Source organism: Moorena sp. SIO3B2, assembly GCF_010692525.1.
Lineage (GTDB): Bacteria > Cyanobacteriota > Cyanobacteriia > Cyanobacteriales > Coleofasciculaceae > Moorena > Moorena producens.
Map to the genome: position 1 here is coordinate 1 of NZ_JAAHHE010000129.1, position 18,125 is coordinate 18,125.

The 18,125-nt window shown below is 42.3% G+C and carries 13 protein-coding genes; 7 read left to right on the forward strand and 6 right to left on the reverse strand.

The window, feature by feature from the left end:
• On the forward strand, positions 1-605 hold a 605-nt coding region (locus tag F6K38_RS22820), incomplete at its 5' end, for a peptide chain release factor-like protein (protein ID WP_287357519.1).
• Between the two features lie 275 nt (positions 606-880).
• Here F6K38_RS22820 and F6K38_RS22825 read toward each other — a convergent pair.
• A complete protein-coding gene (locus tag F6K38_RS22825) occupies positions 881-2,749 on the reverse strand; it encodes an adenylate/guanylate cyclase domain-containing protein (RefSeq protein WP_287357521.1) in 1,869 nt (622 codons plus the stop codon).
• Between the two features lie 657 nt (positions 2,750-3,406).
• Here F6K38_RS22825 and F6K38_RS22830 point away from each other — a divergent pair.
• On the forward strand, positions 3,407-4,759 hold the full coding sequence (locus F6K38_RS22830) for an AAA-like domain-containing protein (RefSeq protein ID WP_008191148.1): 1,353 nt from the start codon (positions 3,407-3,409) through the stop codon (positions 4,757-4,759).
• Between the two features lie 159 nt (positions 4,760-4,918).
• On the opposite strand, the gene F6K38_RS22835 is transcribed toward F6K38_RS22830, so the two are convergent.
• Complete coding sequence (locus tag F6K38_RS22835; protein ID WP_008191146.1) at positions 4,919-5,344, reverse strand: hypothetical protein; 426 nt, start codon at positions 5,342-5,344, stop codon at positions 4,919-4,921.
• 867 nt (positions 5,345-6,211) lie between these two features.
• Here F6K38_RS22835 and F6K38_RS22840 point away from each other — a divergent pair.
• Positions 6,212-7,003 carry an LmeA family phospholipid-binding protein gene (locus tag F6K38_RS22840; RefSeq protein ID WP_008191143.1) on the forward strand — a complete coding sequence of 264 codons (792 nt, stop codon included), beginning with the start codon at positions 6,212-6,214 and terminating at the stop codon, positions 7,001-7,003.
• A gap of 89 nt (positions 7,004-7,092) precedes the next feature.
• Here the strand turns inward: F6K38_RS22840 and F6K38_RS22845 are convergent, their stop codons facing one another.
• Together F6K38_RS22845 and F6K38_RS22850 are read right to left on the reverse strand one after the other, a co-directional pair.
• Complete coding sequence (locus tag F6K38_RS22845) at positions 7,093-7,971, reverse strand: Uma2 family endonuclease (RefSeq protein ID WP_008191141.1); 879 nt, start codon at positions 7,969-7,971, stop codon at positions 7,093-7,095.
• Between the two features lie 86 nt (positions 7,972-8,057).
• Entirely contained in the window at positions 8,058-8,234 is a 177-nt protein-coding gene (locus tag F6K38_RS22850) for a hypothetical protein (protein WP_154659986.1), read from the reverse strand.
• A 68-nt stretch (positions 8,235-8,302) separates the two neighbouring features.
• Between F6K38_RS22850 and F6K38_RS22855 the strand changes: the two genes are divergently transcribed.
• The 4 genes from F6K38_RS22855 (at position 8,303) to F6K38_RS22865 (ending at position 15,898) form a co-directional block, all read left to right on the forward strand.
• Positions 8,303-8,485 carry a hypothetical protein gene (locus tag F6K38_RS22855; RefSeq protein ID WP_071102165.1) on the forward strand — a complete coding sequence of 61 codons (183 nt, stop codon included), beginning with the start codon at positions 8,303-8,305 and terminating at the stop codon, positions 8,483-8,485.
• An 8-nt stretch (positions 8,486-8,493) separates the two neighbouring features.
• Positions 8,494-8,634, forward strand: coding sequence for a hypothetical protein (locus F6K38_RS44355; protein WP_287250419.1), 141 nt, complete (start codon positions 8,494-8,496; stop codon positions 8,632-8,634).
• Between the two features lie 79 nt (positions 8,635-8,713).
• The gene (locus tag F6K38_RS22860) at positions 8,714-12,286 is read left to right on the forward strand and encodes a HEAT repeat domain-containing protein (RefSeq protein WP_287357523.1); all 3,573 of its coding nucleotides are present in this window, start codon (positions 8,714-8,716) and stop codon (positions 12,284-12,286) included.
• Between the two features lie 351 nt (positions 12,287-12,637).
• The gene (locus tag F6K38_RS22865; protein ID WP_287357525.1) at positions 12,638-15,898 is read left to right on the forward strand and encodes an NACHT domain-containing protein; all 3,261 of its coding nucleotides are present in this window, start codon (positions 12,638-12,640) and stop codon (positions 15,896-15,898) included.
• 53 nt (positions 15,899-15,951) lie between these two features.
• On the opposite strand, the gene F6K38_RS22870 is transcribed toward F6K38_RS22865, so the two are convergent.
• Together F6K38_RS22870 and F6K38_RS22875 are read right to left on the reverse strand one after the other, a co-directional pair.
• Positions 15,952-16,080 carry a hypothetical protein gene (locus F6K38_RS22870; RefSeq protein WP_287357527.1) on the reverse strand — a complete coding sequence of 43 codons (129 nt, stop codon included), beginning with the start codon at positions 16,078-16,080 and terminating at the stop codon, positions 15,952-15,954.
• 63 nt (positions 16,081-16,143) lie between these two features.
• Positions 16,144-18,125 (reverse strand): chloride channel protein (locus F6K38_RS22875; protein ID WP_287357529.1); only part of this gene is annotated, 1,982 nt, incomplete at its 5' end.

The window sequence follows — 18,125 nt, forward strand, 5'->3', positions numbered from 1 at the left end:
AAATTCAGGGAGAGCAAGTTTACAGCAAGCTGAAGTTTGAAGCTGGGGTTCATCGAGTCCAACGAGTACCTGTAACTGAGGCTGGCGGTAGAGTTCACACCTCAACAGCAACGGTAGCCGTGATGCCAGAAGTTGATGACGTGGATGTGGAGATTGACCCCAAGGAGATCGAAATTTCTACAGCCCGTTCTGGTGGTGCTGGTGGTCAGAACGTAAACAAAGTGGAAACGGCAGTTGATTTATACCACAAGCCTACAGGAATTCGCATTTTCTGTACAGAAGAACGATCTCAGCTGCAAAACCGAGAGCGAGCCATGCAAATTCTCCGGGCTAAGCTGTATGAGATCAAGTTACAGGAACAACAGGAAGCGGTGACCTCGATGAGGCGTTCCCAAGTTGGTACAGGGGCTCGTTCTGAGAAAATCCGCACCTACAACTACAAAGATAATCGGGTCACCGATCACCGACTGGGTCAAAATTATTCCCTCGCTCCTTTGCTGGAGGGGGACTTGGAGGGAGTGATTCAAGCTTGCATTAGCCAAGACCAGCAGGAGCAATTGGAAAAATTGGCATCTTCAACATCCAACGGTCAATCTTTAAATTGATAAAATTGATACCAAGTTAGGTTGCCCTCCCACGCTAAAAAAGTTGTGTTAGCGTGGGCTTGTGATCAGATTGATTGCGGTCTTACCAGCATTTATGACAAAAAGTGCGTTCGCTTTTAGCGTGGCCTACGGCCAATCGCGCCCCGCGTGACATGCAGGTCAATCGCACTTACCTAAAAGCCTTACCTGATATGGGGTTTACTCTAAATTAAGCCCAGACTTGAAAACGACAGTGTGTTGTTAGCTAATGGGATTACATCATAATCAAAATTTTATTAACTGGATTTTAAATGTTGCTTGATTTTAGTCACTCCAGAGAGACGAGTATGAAGTTGACATTGTCCAAGATAAATTTGTGCTACACTATCTCCTGGATTCAAGCGTAGACATTCCTGAAACAGAACTGATGCCTTGGAGAAATAACGCAGATTATAAAGCACCAAGGCTTGTTCAAATTTGCTGCGAGTAATTAACTTGCCCTCTCGCACTTGCGGTTGATCGGCATCAAAGATTTCATAAACTGTCACCATTTCGGATTTGCCCTTCACTGGTACCCGATCAATCAAGCGAATGGCATAAGCTAAGGGATTATCTAACTTCCAATAAGTATGGTGAGTGATTAATAATGGCACCCCATAAGGTTTCGTTAATTCTTCTAAACGAGACGCTAAATTAACCCCATCGCTGATGACAGTGCTATCCATCCGATTTTTTCCTCCCACTGTTCCTAACATCAAGGAACCAGTATTGATGCCAATGCCAACGGTGATGGCTGGGTGTCCTGAGCTTCGCCGAGATTGATTATAGTCAGCTAGGGATGTGAGCATAGCAATTCCGGCGTTGACCGCATGATTAGCACTTTCGTTAAACAGAGCCATAATCCCATCCCCCATGTATTTATCAATAAAGCCATGATTTTCAGTGATGACAGATTCCATACGAGAAAGATAGGTATTGATAAATTCAAAATTTTCCTCAGGTGTCATACTTTCCGAGAGGGTGCTAAAGGAGCGAATATCGGAAAATAGCACCGACATCTCTTGCTGAACATGATCCCCTAATTGAACATCGACAATGCTTGGTTTGTTCAATAACTGGAGAAACTGATGGGGAACAAAGCTTTCATAAGCTTGATTAACTTGCGAGAATTCCTGCATCAAGCGTAGGTGTTCTGCTTCTGCTTTTTTGCGTTGGGTGATATCATGAAAGGCAACGATAGCATAGGCAATGTTACCCAATTCATTAAAGATAGGTGTTCCCCAACTTTCTATAGGGAGAATTTTGTCTTCTTGGTGGATTTCAATATCATCGAGGGTGGAGTTTTCACCTTTTAAGGCCTTTACAGCAACTAATTTTTCAGCAAAGTATAGCTGATTGGTTCCGGCAACATAAAGTTGATAAACCTCTGGCATTTGCTCAACTGTAGTTAATGGCACGACTCCCTTTCCGAATAACTGCCGCGCCTTATAATTGAGGAATTCTAGTATCCCCTTATCATTAAACACAGCCACACCCACAGGCATCCTTTCTAGGAACTGGGTCAATTGATACTGCTTCTCTAGCAGTTCGTCAACTAGGACAGCTTGGTGACGGTTTATAGAACTCAGGTGCTGCCACTCTTGATTAGCTTGTTCTGGTGCTGTAGTATATTCTGAAATCTGTGCTGCTTGATCACAGATTATTTTTTCCAAGTGCTGATTGAGTTCCTGAAGTTGGCGATTTTGTGCCTTCAATGTTTCCTCAAGAAGATAACTATGTATGGCTTCTATGACTGTCAATTTAAGGTCTTCAGATGGACAAGGCTTGCCTAGGTAACGATATAACTTTGCATACCGAATTGCCTTGGCTGTCCCTTCCAAATCCAGATCATCCGTCAGCATAATTTTGATAGTTTGGTTAGAGAAAAAATAAGCTATGTTTAATAAGTCATCCCCTTTTAGATCAGGGATAACAGCACCAGCCAAAACTAAAGCAACTTCAGACTCATCATGGCGCAACTCTTCGACTAACTTGACAACCCCTTTACTCCCTTCAAAATTTTCAATCAGATGTTCTTTGCCGAGAGTCTTACCTAGAGATGTTTTTAGGCTATTGAGAACTGATGGATCATTATCAATACAAATAATTATTAATGGGTTTGTCATGCCAAATTATCTGCAAAATCATATTGAATTAGTTAAATTAATGCCTGGCGGCAATTAATTATTATATAGTTTTGATAGTCACACCAAAAGGTTGCCTGCTTATTAATTTATTGAAGTAAATCAGTGGCTGTAGCTGTAATTAAAGATAAACTATTAGTCGCTAAAATATTATTCATTGAGCATTTATTACTAAGAGTAATACATCAACAGTAAACCACAAAAAATCTACATATTTCCTTTATTTATAGCAACCGACTTATCTCAACCTATGGATTTAGCAGACAAGCTCTATTTGTTGGAGCAACATATAGCATTGTGGCGATAGTATCCTCTACCGTCAACACAAAAATGTAGCCAATTGCTTTTAAAATTTGGCTACACTATTGACCCAGTCTGCTGGAAATTTATCGGATTAACCCACTCAATTAACCCCGAATCCCTTAGAATATACCTAAAACCGAATTATTCCCCTTAAATAAGTTATTTGTCAACTATCCCAAGACAACCATTTGATAGGCATGTCAGCACTATACATAATAGTATGTATTTGTCAATTAGCAAGTGTAGCCAGTTTAATCACTGAATCAACCTAAATTAATTGTCTGCCTTGTTAGAAAGCGCTAAAGTGTCGTTTGAGATATTGGGGAACTGTTAGTGATGACTATTGATCAGGTACTTGACATCCTCAAAAGTGTTGAGAAAATCAAGTTGACTCCACTTCAGGAATGGATACTGCACCAAGCCTGGGAAGGAAAAACCTATACCGATATGGCGATCGAAGCACACTATGGTCCTGAATACCTCAGAAAGACTGCCTATAAGTTGTGGCGATTACTGGGAGATATTTTTGGCAAAGCGATCACCAAGACCAATTTCCGGAACACCCTGGAGACAACCCCGATTACTCCCTACTATCAAGAGATAATTGAGCAATATTACCGCCGTCAATGCCTACGTCAAATTGCTGAATTTCCCAGTGGAGCACTTCCCCTACCATCTCAGCTTTATATAAAGCGTCCTCCTATTGAAGAGCTTTGCTATCAAGCCATCCAGCAACCTGGGAGTTTGCTCCGGATTACAGGACCAAAAGAGACAGGAAAAACCTCTTTGCTGCTGCGAATATTAGACCAGGCAAGAGAAAAACAATATCACAGAGTATACCTCAATTTTGACCAAGCCGAAACCGCCATTTTAAGTAATTTAGACCGGCTATTGCGCTGGTTATGTGTTAACGTCAGTTACCAACTCCAGCTTCCCCACCAACTGGATGACTATTGGGATAAAGACCTAGGCAGTAAGGTCAGCTGTATGAGTTACTTACAAGAACATATCCTAGAAAAAATACACCATCCCCTCGTTTTGGCAATGGATCAAGTTCATCACCTGTTTGAGCATGCCCAAACTGCTAAAGATTTTTTGCCCTTATTGCGCTCTTGGCATGAGGAAGCTAAACAACTACCGGTGTGGCGAAAGCTGCGGGTGATTGTGGTTTACTCGACAGAAATTTATGTTGCTCTGGAAACTTCCCAATCTCCGTTTAATGTGGGATTACCGATTAAGTTACCCGAGTTTAACAAACAGCAAATCCAGCAGTTAGCGCAGCTTTATAGATTACATTGGTCAAATAGTGAAGCTGCTGAGAAACTGATGGCTATGGTGGGAGGACATCCGGGATTAGTGCAGCTTGCTCTCTATCATTTGGCTTATCATAACATTAGCCTAGAACAATTACTCGCTGAAGCAGCTACTGCTACGGGAATTTATAGTGACTATTTGCGGCAACACTTGAGTGTACTCAGGGCAAATCCTGATTTAGCTACTACTCTTAAACAGGTGGTTATAGCAGATAGGGGAGTTGAACTAGATCCAATCAGTATCTATAAGTTACAGAGTATGGGTTTGGTGAGTGTTCAGAGAAATCAAGTCACACTCTGTTGTAATTTATATCGTCAGTATTTTTTAGAACACCTTGATATGTTGAAGGTTGAAGGTTTAAGGTTTAAGGTTTAAGGTTTAAGGTTTAAGGTTAATCTATGGCTTACGTTACTAATTACTAATGACTAATGGCTTGAGTAATAGCTAATCACAAAATTCCCCTGTTTTGAAACAGGGGTGGTTCGTGGAAAAAACAGTTGTGGGAGCGGACGCTAAATCAACAGGTGATTGAATTTAATCTAAATAACCCATCAGCTGTGGATCAGCATCAATATCATTTGGGGCGATGGGACGCTTGCCCATGATGTACTCTATTTCGTCAAGATGAAGACTACTAGCAGCAATTGGTCTCTCCCCAGACACCTTCATGATACCGAGTACCTCAATGTTGCTAGAAGTGATGGGGCGCTCTCCCATTACAGACATCGTTTCTAATACCTGGAGATTACTGGCATCAATTGGTCGATGTCCCATTATGCTGTGTGTTTCACTAATATGAAGCTCACTAGGAGCAATGGGACGGTTTCCAGGTAAAGGGGGAAGTGTATCCAGGGCAGAGGTTTCCTGTGCTGGAGCTTCTGCTAGCTGAACTGCGGTAGTGTTTTCATTGATTGCAGTGCTATCGCTCACAGTGCTATCGCTCACAGTGCTATCGCTCATAATAATCGTATACCTAGAAGTTTTTAACCGAGTTTTTTAGCTATTCGGGCAAGATTAGCCCGTTGGTCCTACCCGCTGGCGGAGATGTGGGATTAACTATTGGTGTTATTGCCTCGTCTATGGGCGAGCGGGGTGCTTACAAAGTAGGAGAACAAAAAAAGCTCTGGTTGCTGTATTGACCTGGAGTCTTTGCTGTAACTGAGTTTAGTAAGGGGTAATCGGTAAATGAGAATCGGTGATACTCATCCCAAAAATCCCATTAATTACGTTACAGACCGCAACTTTAGGTTAATTTTTGTTCTTGACTAACTTTTACAAGTATTATAAAGCCTTAATTATATTAAGCTACATTTTACGAAAGTAAACAATTAGGTGAAGGATTATAAAGTAGTTCTCAATTGGGTCAGGTACTTAGGCTCTGGTTGTTAGGGAATAGGGAGCAGGGAGTAGAGAGTAGGGAGCAGCCCAGCCATTGGGGAGCCAGCGCCTTCATGATGGCTTCCCCTCCATGAGCGAGTCCATCAAGATTGGATAAGAAAATTGAATGTACTTGATAACTATGACAAATGCTATAAAGGTTGAGACTGGCTTTTGACCCCTTTAGGTCTACAACTAAAGCCCTACAACCGAGACCTCTGGAGCTAACCAGTTTGAGATACTACATTTGATATACTACAGCTGATTAACCGATAACCAACCAAATAACCTACCCTGCACTGGACACTAAAGGTGAACAACCGATTAACTTACGCTACACTGGATGTCAATGGGGAATAACCAAATAACCTTAATCCCTAGGATCGATTGCTGAGTTCTTCACATTTTGTTACAAATGTAGAAGTAACTCTCGCAGGATGCAAGATGGTTATGTTAGGTGGCTTCACCGGTACAAATAATTCTGGCACTGACTGGGGTGAACAGCTGCTCAATACTGTTGCCAGCAAGACCATTCGCCACCTGTTTACCACAAGCGAATCGGTAGATGTGTCTGTGCGCTGCTATCCCTCTAGCAAGTTGCTACAAGGTAGCATCGATAGTTTCAAAATGAGTGGTCGTGGTTTAGTGATTCGTCGGGAATTCCGGACAGAGGAGATGTCCTTTGAAACCGATGCTGTCTCTCTGGATTTCAGCTCAGTGCTTCAGGGTAAGATTTCTCTGAAACAACCTACTCAAGCGATCGCTCAAGTTATTCTTACTGAAGCTGACATCAACCAATCCTTTAAAGCACAACTAGTAAGAAAGCGGCTGGAAAACCTTTCTACACCAGCCTTAACCGCACTATCTGGTGGTGCTCCGGTTTCCTTTACTGAGGTGCAAGTGCAGCTGCAACCGAACAATGGTCTACGGTTATTTGCTAAGGCTGATCTACCGAATTACGGCATAGTACCGATTAGTATGACATCTACCATCGGAGTAGAGCGGCGACGGCGGATTTTGTTTAAAGACTCCCAGTTTCAAGCTAATGAAATACCAGAGTCGTTACAAGAAATATCTCAAACTTTGACAGTAGCCCTGGATGAGATCTTGAACAATATGGTGGATCTAGACCGCTTCAACCTTGATGGTGTTACTATGCGCATCAATCGTCTAGAGACCCAGGGTAAAAAGCTAGTTTTCAGTGGCTATGCCCAAATCGATCACATCCCCAATAATCCTTGACCGGTCAGCCGTCAGTGGTCAGCCTTTAGCTGATAGCTGATACGCGACACGCTGATAGCTGATAGCTTACAGAAAAACTCAGACAGGGGTTAAATTTCATCGGGATTAATACCCATCTGTCGTAACCGTTCTGCTAGTTGTTGAGCTCGTTGTTGAGCCAGTTCCTTCTGTTGACGTTCTTGTTCAGCTCGTTGGTGTTCCTGTTCAGCTCGTTGGTGTTCCTGTTCAGCTCGTTGGTATTCTTGTTCGGCTCGTTGCCGTTCTTGTTCGGCTCGTTGCCGTTCTTGTTCGGTTCGTTCTGCGTTAGTGGCAATCCAATTTCCATCTTGATCATACCAACGTAGCCACAACCGATTCAATCCCCGATATTCCCCAAGCCATAGCCCTAAACCCAATTGCAACTCAGGGATCCAAAATTGGGAATTATCTATTGTTTGGGGTTGATAGCTGCCGCCATCTAAGTGAAAGATTTTTAATTCGTTGGTGACTCGCTCAAAGGTGATATAGTAGGGAATTGCTAAAATCTGCTCGTACACTTCCCATTTCGTTGGTGGTTCTCCCGTTCGTTCACTGTAACCAAGGTCTTGATCTCTGGTGCTGGCAGAGAGAAACTCTATCGCCACAATTGGTCTGACTTCTTCTTGCCAGATCACATAACTCATTCTGAGCTCTCGTCCCTGGTAGAATCGGGAAATCCCTACTACCGCAAACCAATCCGGTCGTTTGTACCAAGCGGTATGGTTGGGGTCATAATATAAATTTAAGTCACTGGCCACAAACACCCTTTCGCTGTCATAATTGGGAGGGCGAAATGTTTCACTACACAGTTGTGGTTGCCAAAGATGAAATTCGTCAGGCAAACCCGGCTCCTCGGGATCTTCACTGGGTAAATCATACATGGTGGGCAGGGTTTCTTTAGCCGGATGAGGGAGAATAACTTTTTTAAATGAGGGTTTGGCAAGTGACATGAGATGACCTCAATTTTTCCGACTGATGAGTTTGATCTTAGCAACTGCCGGTAAGCATTTAGCCCTCAGCTGTCAGCTGTCAGCTGTCAGCCATCAGCTGTGCTCCCTGTTCCCTGTTCCCAAAGCGTACCCCCGTTTCCCTTATAAAAGAGGGACTTTGAGCTTGAGAAGCGTACCTCATACATCCCATAAACGCTATATTGGACTTTCCTGCTCCCGACTCCCTCGGTGCGCTTTCCGCATCTAATTATTAAATTCGCCACGGGTCGCACCGCTCCCTACTCCTTTTACTTTATAATTATAGATAAACCAAAAAACAACTACCAATATCATGCTAGATTGGTTAGCAGTTTGGGGAATTTCTAGTGCTGGTGGCTATCTCGCCAAAGAGGTGATTGGTCCCTTGGCAAAAGAGGCTCTAGAAGACTACACTAAAGAGTTTTTCAAAGAGTCTATCAAAGAGTATACTGGACTATCGGATCAAAATACCCAAAAATTTTTGGTCAAGCCTTAAAATAATTCGTGGCTTTATTGGAAGAAGAATTGGAAGATGCTGATTTATCTAAGCAAAAATTAAAACCGTATAGTAAACCTCTCAAGCAGTATATTAAACATAAATCCATTAAAGCTATCCTGGGCAGTGCGTTCAAGTATGGCTGTTAAGGAATAGATACCGATATATTAGCGAAGACTTAGATTGAGCTTGACTTATTAGAATTACCGGAAGGATTTGATTGGCACTATGTACTATATTGGTAAAAGCTATCTCAAGAAAGGAAAAAAAAAGAACAATAAGAAAGTAAAAAATAAAAATATTATTCGGGAATCAGAGCAGTTACGGCCTATTCGAAATTCCCAAACCTTGGAAGCGATCGCAGAAAACACTAAACCAGAAATTACCCCAGATTTTGAATTAAAAAAATATCAGGAAGCACTCCTAGAGAGCTATGGTAATCTCAAATTGGATAGTTTGGATACTAGTGGCTGTGCTTATAATGAACTAAAACTCTGGAATATATTTATCCACCAAAATGTGCAAGAGGTTCATGACTTGATGCCGGAGGGGATTCATGAACTGCCTAAGGATTATTATCAAAAACTGCAAGAGAGTGGTGAATTAGATATCGAAATTGACCAAAAGGAGTTGCAACGAGCTAGAAAGGATTATTATCAACAGCCAATTAAATCCGTATTGGATGTAATTAAGGACTCTCAAGGCTATCGCTATTTGGTGGTTTTAGGAGACCCAGGCTCTGGTAAATCTACCTTGCTGCAATATTTAGCATTGGAGTGGGCAAGAACTGATCTAACTACTGAAAGTTCTCTACGGATTCCGTTACTGATTGACTTACCCACTTATATCCGGAATCGCGATAGTGGACAGTGTCAGAATTTCTTGGAATTCTGCCATCAAAGTAGTGGAACGATATGTCATCTCAATCAAAATAAACTTGATGATAAGTTAAAGGCGGGTATTGTCTTAGTGATGTTTGATGGCTTGGATGAAGTGTTTGAGCCAGGGAAACGAGAGGATATAATTACTGATATTCATCGCTTTACGAATAATTATCCTAAGGTAAGAGTAATTGTGACATCTCGGGTAATTGGTTATAAACCTCAACGGCTACGGGATGCTGATTTTCGTCATGTAATGCTCCAAGACTTGGAGTCGGAACAAATTCAAACGTTTATCCAGCAGTGGCATGAGTTAACCTTTACTGATCAAGTCGATAAAGTTAGGAAACAGGAGCGCTTACAAAAAGCAATAAAGACATCCTCTCGGATTCGAGAACTGGCGCAAAATCCCCTATTACTAACCATGATGGCAATCCTGAACCGCAATCAAGAATTGCCTCGTGACCGCTCTGAACTCTATAACCAATCTTCTCGGTTACTGCTCCATCAATGGGATGTGGAACTAGCATTACTAGAAGATAATCGTGTTGATCCGAAGACTATTGATTATCAAGATAAGCAACAGATATTGGGAAAAGTGGCAGATTTCATGCAGGGTAATCAAGGGGGATTAGCGGGAAATCTGATTAGTGGGGAAGATTTAGAAAGAATTATCAAAGAGGAGCTGAAATTACGGGAGGTTACTAATCCTAAAGCTGTTGCTAAGGTAATGATTAATCAGTTGTGTACCCGCAATTTTATCTTCTGTTCAATGGGAGCCAATTACTACGCTTTTGTGCATCGGACATTTTTGAACTATTTCTGTGCTCGGGAATTGGTCAGGAAATTTGAGAAAAAGCAGGAGATTTCCCTAGCACAGTTGAAAACTGAGGTATTTGGTAAGCACTGGCGGGATGAATATTGGCATGAAGCGCTCCAGTTGATTGTGGGCATGGTTGATTCTACCAAAGCTGGAGAGATTATTGAGTATTTGATGGAACAAGGTGGAGTAGAGGATGATTTTAATAATTTATTTCTGGCAGGGGATTGTTTATCTGAGGTTAGGAATCGGTATGAGATTAAATCAACGAATATTGGATTACTGAATCGCGTCAAAGACTTAATTCATTATGATCTAAATTCTACTGATAACAAGTATGGAGATGAGGCCAACTTAGTCCGTGATATTCGCACTAAAGCTGTTGTAGCAGTAGCCACCCATTGGCAAGACCACCGAGATACCTTAGCCCTACTTAAAAAATTGGCTCGCTCGGATGCTGATAGGTATGTGCGAGTTAGAGCAATTGAACAGTTAGTTCAAGGTTACAAAGACCACCGAGATACCTTAGCCCTACTTAAAAAATTGGCTCGCTCTGATACGGATTTGTGGGTGCGAGCTACAGCAATTGAACAGTTAGCTAAAGGTTACAAAGACCACCGAGATACCTTAGCCATACTTCAAGAATTGGCTCGCTCTGATACGGATTTGTGGGTGCGATGTAGAGCAATTGAACAGTTAGCTAAAGGTTACAAAGACCACCGAGATACCTTAGCCCTACTTAAACAATCGGCTCGCTCTGATACTGATTCGGAGGTGCGAATTACAGCAATTGAACAGTTAGCTCAAGGTTACAAAGACCACCAATATACCTTAGCACTACTTGAACAATCGGCTCGCTGTGATACTGATTCGGAGGTGCGAGTTAGAGCAATTGAACAGTTAGTTCAAGCTTACAAAGACCACCTAGATACCTTAGACATACTTCAAGAATTGGCTCGCTATAATACTGATTCGTGGGTGCGAGGTACAGCAATTGAACAGTTAGCTAAAGGTTACAAAGACCACCGAGATACCTTAGCCATACTTAAACAATCGGCTCGCTGTGATCAAGATTGGCAGGTGCGAGTTAGAGCAATTGAACAGTTAGCTCAAGGTTACAAAGACCACCGAGATACCTTAGCCCTACTTCAAGAATTGGCTCGCTGTGATACTGATTCGGATGTTCGATGTAAAGCAATTGAACAGTTAGCTAAAAGTTACAAAGACCAGCGAGATACCATAGCCATACTTCAAGAATTGGCTCGCTCTGATACTGATTCGTGGGTAAGAATTACAGCAATTGAACAGTTAGCTAAAGGTTACAAAGACCACCGAGATACCATAGCCCTACTTCAACAATGGGCTCGCTGTGATACTGATTCGTGGGTACGAGTTACAGCAATTGAACAGTTAGCTAAAGGTTACAAAGACCACCGAGATACCATAGCCCTACTTCAACAATGGGCTCGCTATAATACTGATTCGAGTGTGCGAGTTAGAGCAATTGAACAGTTAGCTAAAGGTTACAAAGACCACCGAGATACCATAGCCCTACTTCAACAATGGGCTCGCTCTGATACTGATTGGCAGGTGCGATGTACAGCAATTGAACAGTTAGCTAAACGTTACCAAGACCACCGAGATACCTTGGCCCTACTTCAAGAATCGGCTCGCTCTGATACTGATTCGGATGTGCGAGTTACAGCAATTAAACAGTTAGCTAAACGTTACCAAGACCACCGAGATACCTTAGCCCTACTTCAAGAATCGGCTCGCTCTGATACTGATTCGGATGTGCGAGGTAGAGCAATTGAACTGTTAGCTCAAGGTTGGCACGATCGCGTAGCGTGGCCTACGGCCAATCAGCCTTGGTTATTTGAATTTTTATGCGATCGCATTCTCCATGACCCCTATGATCCTAATAAGGATAAGAAAAACGTGATTGTCTATGGACTAGAAAACAATCCTCGACAAGCAGCCCTTAATGCCATCCTCAAATATTATCCTAACCATTCCCAAACCCGATCCTTATTACAGGATAGAGCAGAGCATGACTCCGATCCTGAACTGCGGAAGTTTGCTAAGGAGAATTTAGCATGAAGAATTTAGAATGTAGAATTTAGAATTTAGAATGTAGAATGTAGAATTTAGAATTTAGAATTTAGAATTTAGAATGAAGAATGAAGAATGAAGAATTTAGAATTTAGAATTTAGAATTAAGGCGTAGGGTGTGTTAGGGACGGGCTCGCCAAGACGCAAGCCATAGCAAGTGTTAGGTTGTTGCCCGTAACGCACCACCGCGTCAAATAGCATGCATTGAGATGCACCAGGCTCGCCCTCATGTTATCCTTAGCCAGTGTTGAGAAAGTCCGTCCCGTAACGCACTATCAGGTCAAACTGATTGCCTTTCGTATATAATGATAAATAAACCGAAAAACAACTACCAACATCATGCTGGATTGGTTAGCAGTTTGGGGAATTTCTAGTGCCGGTGGCTATCTGGCCAAGGAAGTAATTGGTCCTTTGGCGAAAGAAGCTCTAGAAGACTACACTAAAGAGTTTTTCAAAGAGTCTATCAAAGACTATACTGGACTATCGGATCAAAATATCCAGAAAAAACTCTTGGGTAAAGCCTTAAAAGAATTTGTGGCTTTAGTGGAAGAAGAATTGGAAGATGCGGATTTATCTAAGCAAGACGTAAAACAGTATACTAAACCCCTCAAGCAGTATATTAAACATCAATCCATTAAAGCTATCCTGGGTAGTGCCTTCAAGTATGGCTGTAAACGAATAGATACCGATACCTTAGCCCAGACTTGGATTGAGCTTAACTTATTAGAATTACCGGAAGGATTTGATTGGCACTATATTGGTAAACGGTATGTCAAGGAAGTAAAAACGATTATTCGGGAATCCGATGAATTACGGCCTATCCGAGATTCCCAAACTTTGGAAGCGATCGCAGAAAACACTAAACCAGGAATTATCCCAGATTTTGACTTAAGGGAATATCAGGAAGCACTCCTAGAGAGCTACGGTAATCTCAAATTGGATAGTTTAGATACTAGTGGCTGTGCTTATAACGAACTAAAACTCTGGAATATATTTATCCCCCAAAATGTGCGAGAGGTTCATGACTTGATGCCAGAGGCGATTCATGAACAGCCTAAGGATTATTATCAAAAACTGCGCGAGAGTGGTCAACTAGACAAGGAAATTGACCAAGAAGAGTTGCAACGAGCTAAAAAGCGTTACTATCAACAGCCGATAAAATCAATATTGGATGTAATTAAGGACTCTCAAGACTATCGGTATTTGGTGGTTTTAGGAGACCCAGGCTCTGGTAAATCTACGTTGCTGCAATATTTAGCATTGGATTGGGCAAGAACCGATATAACTACTGAACCTTCTCTACGGATTCCCTTACTAATTGAATTACGCACCTATATCCGGAATCGGGATAGTGGACAGTGTAAGGATTTCTTGGAATTCTGCCATCAAAGCAGTGGAGCGATATGTCATCTGAATCAACATCACCTTGATCAGCAGTTAAACGATGGTAAGGCATTAGTGATGTTTGATGGCTTGGATGAAGTGTTTGAGCCAGGGAAACGAGAAGATGTAATTACTGATATTCATCGCTTTACGAATAAGTATCCTAAAGTAAGAGTAATTCTGACATCTCGGGTAATTGGTTATAAACCCCAACGGCTACGGGATGCTGAATTTCGTCATGTCATGCTCCAAGACTTGGAGTCGCAACAAATTCAAACATTTATCGAGGACTGGCATAATCTAACCTTTAGTGATACTGATCAAGCCGATAAAGTTAGGAAAAGGGAGCGCTTACAAAAAGCCATTGAGACATCTTCCCCGATTCGACAACTGGCGGTAAATCCCCTATTACTAACCATGATGGCAATTCTGAATCGCAATCAAGAATTGCCTCGTGACCGTTCTGAACTTTATAACCAATCCTCTCGATTACTGCTCCATCAATGGGATGTGGAACGATTATTACTAGAAGATAATCGTGTTGATCCCAAGACTATTGATTATAAAGATAAACAACAGATGCTGGGAAAAGTAGCATATTTTATGCAGGGCAATCAAGCAGGATTAGCGGGAAATCTGATTAGTGGCGAAGATTTAGAAACAATTATCAAAGAGGAGCTGAAACTGCGAGAGGTTACTAATCCCAGAGACGTGGCTAAGGTAATGATTAATCAGTTGCGCACCCGCAATTTTATCTTGTGTTTCATGGGAGCCGATTATTACGCTTTTGTGCATCGGACATTTTTGGAATATTTCTGTGCTTGGGAATTTGTCAGGAAATTTGAGAAAAAACAGGAGATTTCCCTAGAACAGTTAAAAACCGAGGTATTTGGTAAACACTGGCGGGATGAATCGTGGCATGAAGTGCTGAGGTTGATTGTGGGAAGGATTGATTCTAATAAAGGTGGAGAAATTATTGAGTATTTGATGGCACAAGATGGAGAAGGGGATAAGTTTAATAATTTATTTCTGGCGGCGGATTGTTTGTCTGAGGTTAGGAATCGCTATGAAATTAAATCAACGGATAGTGAATTACTGAATCGCGTCAAAGACTTAATTCATTATGATCTAAATTCTGATTATATGAAGTATGAAAATGAGGTAAGGTTAGTATATGATCTTCGCATTCAACCTGTGGTAGCAGTAGCAACCCATTGGCAAGACCATCGAGATACCTTACCCCAACTTCAACAATGGGCTCGCTCTGATAAAGATTCGTGGGTGCGATTTACAGCAATAGAACAGTTAGCTAAAGGTTATAAAGACCATCGAGATACCTTAGCCCTACTTCAAGAATGGGCTCGCTCTGATAAAGATTCGTTGGTGCGACGTACAGCAATTGAACAGTTAGCTCAAAGTTACAAAGACCATCCAGATACCTTAGCCCTACTTCAAGAATGGGCTCGCTCTGATAAAGATTCGTTGGTGCGAGTTATAGCAATAGAACAGTTAGCTCAAGGTTACAAATACCACATAAATACCTTAGCCATACTTCAAGAATTGGCTCGCTCTGATCAGCATTGGTGGGTGCGAAGTACAGCAATTGAACAGTTAGTTCAAGGTTGGCACGATCGCGAAGCGTGGCCTACGGCCAATCAGCCTTGGTTATTTGAATTTTTATGCGATCGCACTCTCCATGACCCCTTTGAGCATGAGAAAAAAGATGTGTTCTTTTTCCCAATAGACATAGATAATCCTCGACAAGTAGCCCTTAAGGCTATCCTCAAATATTATCCTAACCACCCAGATGCTTTACCCCTACTTCAAGCCTCGGCTCGCTCTGATACTGATTTGTCGGTGCGAATTACAGCAATTAAACAGTTAGCTCAAGGTTACAAAGACCACCGAGATACCTTGCCCCTACTTAAAAAATCGGCTCGCTCTGATAAAAATTCGTCGGTGCGAGGTAAAGCAATTGAACAGTTAGCTGAAGTTTGGCACGATCAGCCTTGGTTATGGGAATTTTTATGCGATCGCACTGTCAATGACCCCTTTGAGCGTAAGGAAAAGTGGCATGAAAATCCTAGACAAGTAGCCCTTAAAGCCATTCTCAAATACTATCCTAACCATTCCCAAAGCAGGTCTTTATTGCAGGATAGAGCAAAGCATGACCCCGATCCTAAACTGCGGAAGTTTGCTCAAAAGAATTTAGAATGAAGATAGAATTATAAAATGTCAGTTATTAGCGGTCAGTGGTCAGCTGTCAGCGGTCAGCCTTTAGCTGATAGCTGATAAATAAAAGCTGATAGCTGTTCGCGTAGCGTGTGCGTAGCACATAAGCTGTTCGCGTAGCGTGTGCGTAGCACATAAGCTGTTCGCGTAGCGTGTGCGTAGCACATAAGCTGACAGCTGAATGCTTACCCCGATTCCCGATTCCCGATTCCCGACTCCCGATTCCCTAATTAATGAAGTGCTTCCCTAACCAAAATCACAGTACTATCAACACCCCGTGCGATCGCTTCTGGAATATTGCCATGGATCGCCTGCTCCAATAATCCCTCTCGACTAGCTCCGATCACGACTACATCATACTTTTGAGCCTTGGCTAAACGAATCAAAGCATCAGAAACAGAATAGGAACGGATCGGAATTGATACCACATCACACATACCTTTGAGTTGCTGTTTGAGGAAATAGGTAGCTTTTTCCAAGCTAGTCATTACAGGTTCCCCAGCTTGAGGGTTAAAAACCTGAGTTACTACGATTTGCTCTGCTTTAGCAAGGGTTGCTAGTATCGGGATTAATTGTAGGGCACGGCTAGAATTCGGTCCACCAGCAATGGGGATTAACCAACGCTTCCAGGTCTTAGCTAGTGAACCGTACTTAGCAGATTTAACATCATCTACTACTTCCTTGCCTTGGGGTAATTTCAGCAATACTAAATCACAGGGAGCTTGTCGAATCAAGGTATCGATGATATTCCCAAAAATCTGATTAGGACTATTAGATGGTGCTCCTTTCCATCCCATCAAAATCAGATTAATATGTCGTTGTTTAATAGTTTCTAGAATTGCTTGAGCGGTATCGTGGGATATCCGGATTTGGGTGTGAACTGGCATTTCCCACCGTCGCCCTAGCCTTTCCGCTTGCCTTAGCAATCTGCGACTTTTAGTAGTATCAACTGCTGTCTGAGCAGGACTATTGCTCCGGGAAATAGGTATTACCTGCAAACACTCAAGTTCATAGTCGTGTACCTGGCCAATAGCAGTAGCTATTTCCAACAATACTGGTGCTGATTGGGGATTAGCTAAGGGAACCAACATCCGTCCACTGCCGGTAGCTGGAGCGCGAGTATAATAGACGCCATAGGAGGGATCAGGACTCGGTCCTAGCTGCTCTTTTTCCCCACTAAGTTGGTTAGCTTCGGCACGAATAATATCACTAAAGGTAATGATTCCAACTAACTTTTTGTTTTCTAGAACAGGTAACCGATTAAGTTGATAACGATTAAGAATGTAGAGAACGTGGCTTAAGGTGTCATTGTGTCTAACTGTTATCGGTTGTGGAGTCATCATCTCCTTTATAGGGGTGTTTCCAGGCAGTCGGTCTCGGTTTTTGGCCATATCTTCTTGAGTAATGATCCCCACCAATTTCCCTTGAGCAACGACTGGAAAGCCGCGATGACTAGAGTTACTAAAGGTCTGAATGGCTTGATCTAAAGTCATCTGACTCCCTAGGGTTTCTACCCGGCGCTGCATAATGTCAGATGCTTTCAAACCAGCTAAGGTACTTTTCTCTACCTTTACTTGAGGCAAACTGTAGCCTTTCCTCTCCAACAAACGTTGATAGAGAGACCCTTTAGCTAATTGATCGGCAACTAGGTAGGAAACCACACAGGTGATCATTAACGGTAGGACTAGATTAAAGTCCGTTGTCATCTCAAACACGATCACAATGGCTGTGATCGGTACCTTGGAAACGGCACTAAAAAATGCTCCCATCCCTGCCAAGGCGTAGGTAATCGGAGAACCTAATCCGAGCAGTTGATACTCACCGATGCCCACTAAATAGCCTAATGCGGAACCCAATACTAGGGAGGGATGAAACAACCCCCCTGGTGCTCCAGAACCATAGGCAATTATGGTTAGTAAGAAATAGACCACAAAAGCGAGAGTGGTAAATTCCCAGCCGACATTACCACTGAGCAACAACTCCCGCAAACCACTGTTGTTATGGAACTGATCCGGTAGCAGTGCTACAATACACCCACCCAGCATCCCAGCTATACCAATCCGCAATGGTAAGCTGAGCTTGAGGCGGTCGTAAAAGTTCAGACTGGACAGAATTCCCTGATTAAACAAAGCTGCTAGCAATCCAGCCAACACCCCTAACAACAAATAGAAGGGAATCTCAAGAGCGGAAAAGGTGCTGGAAAAATTGCTTA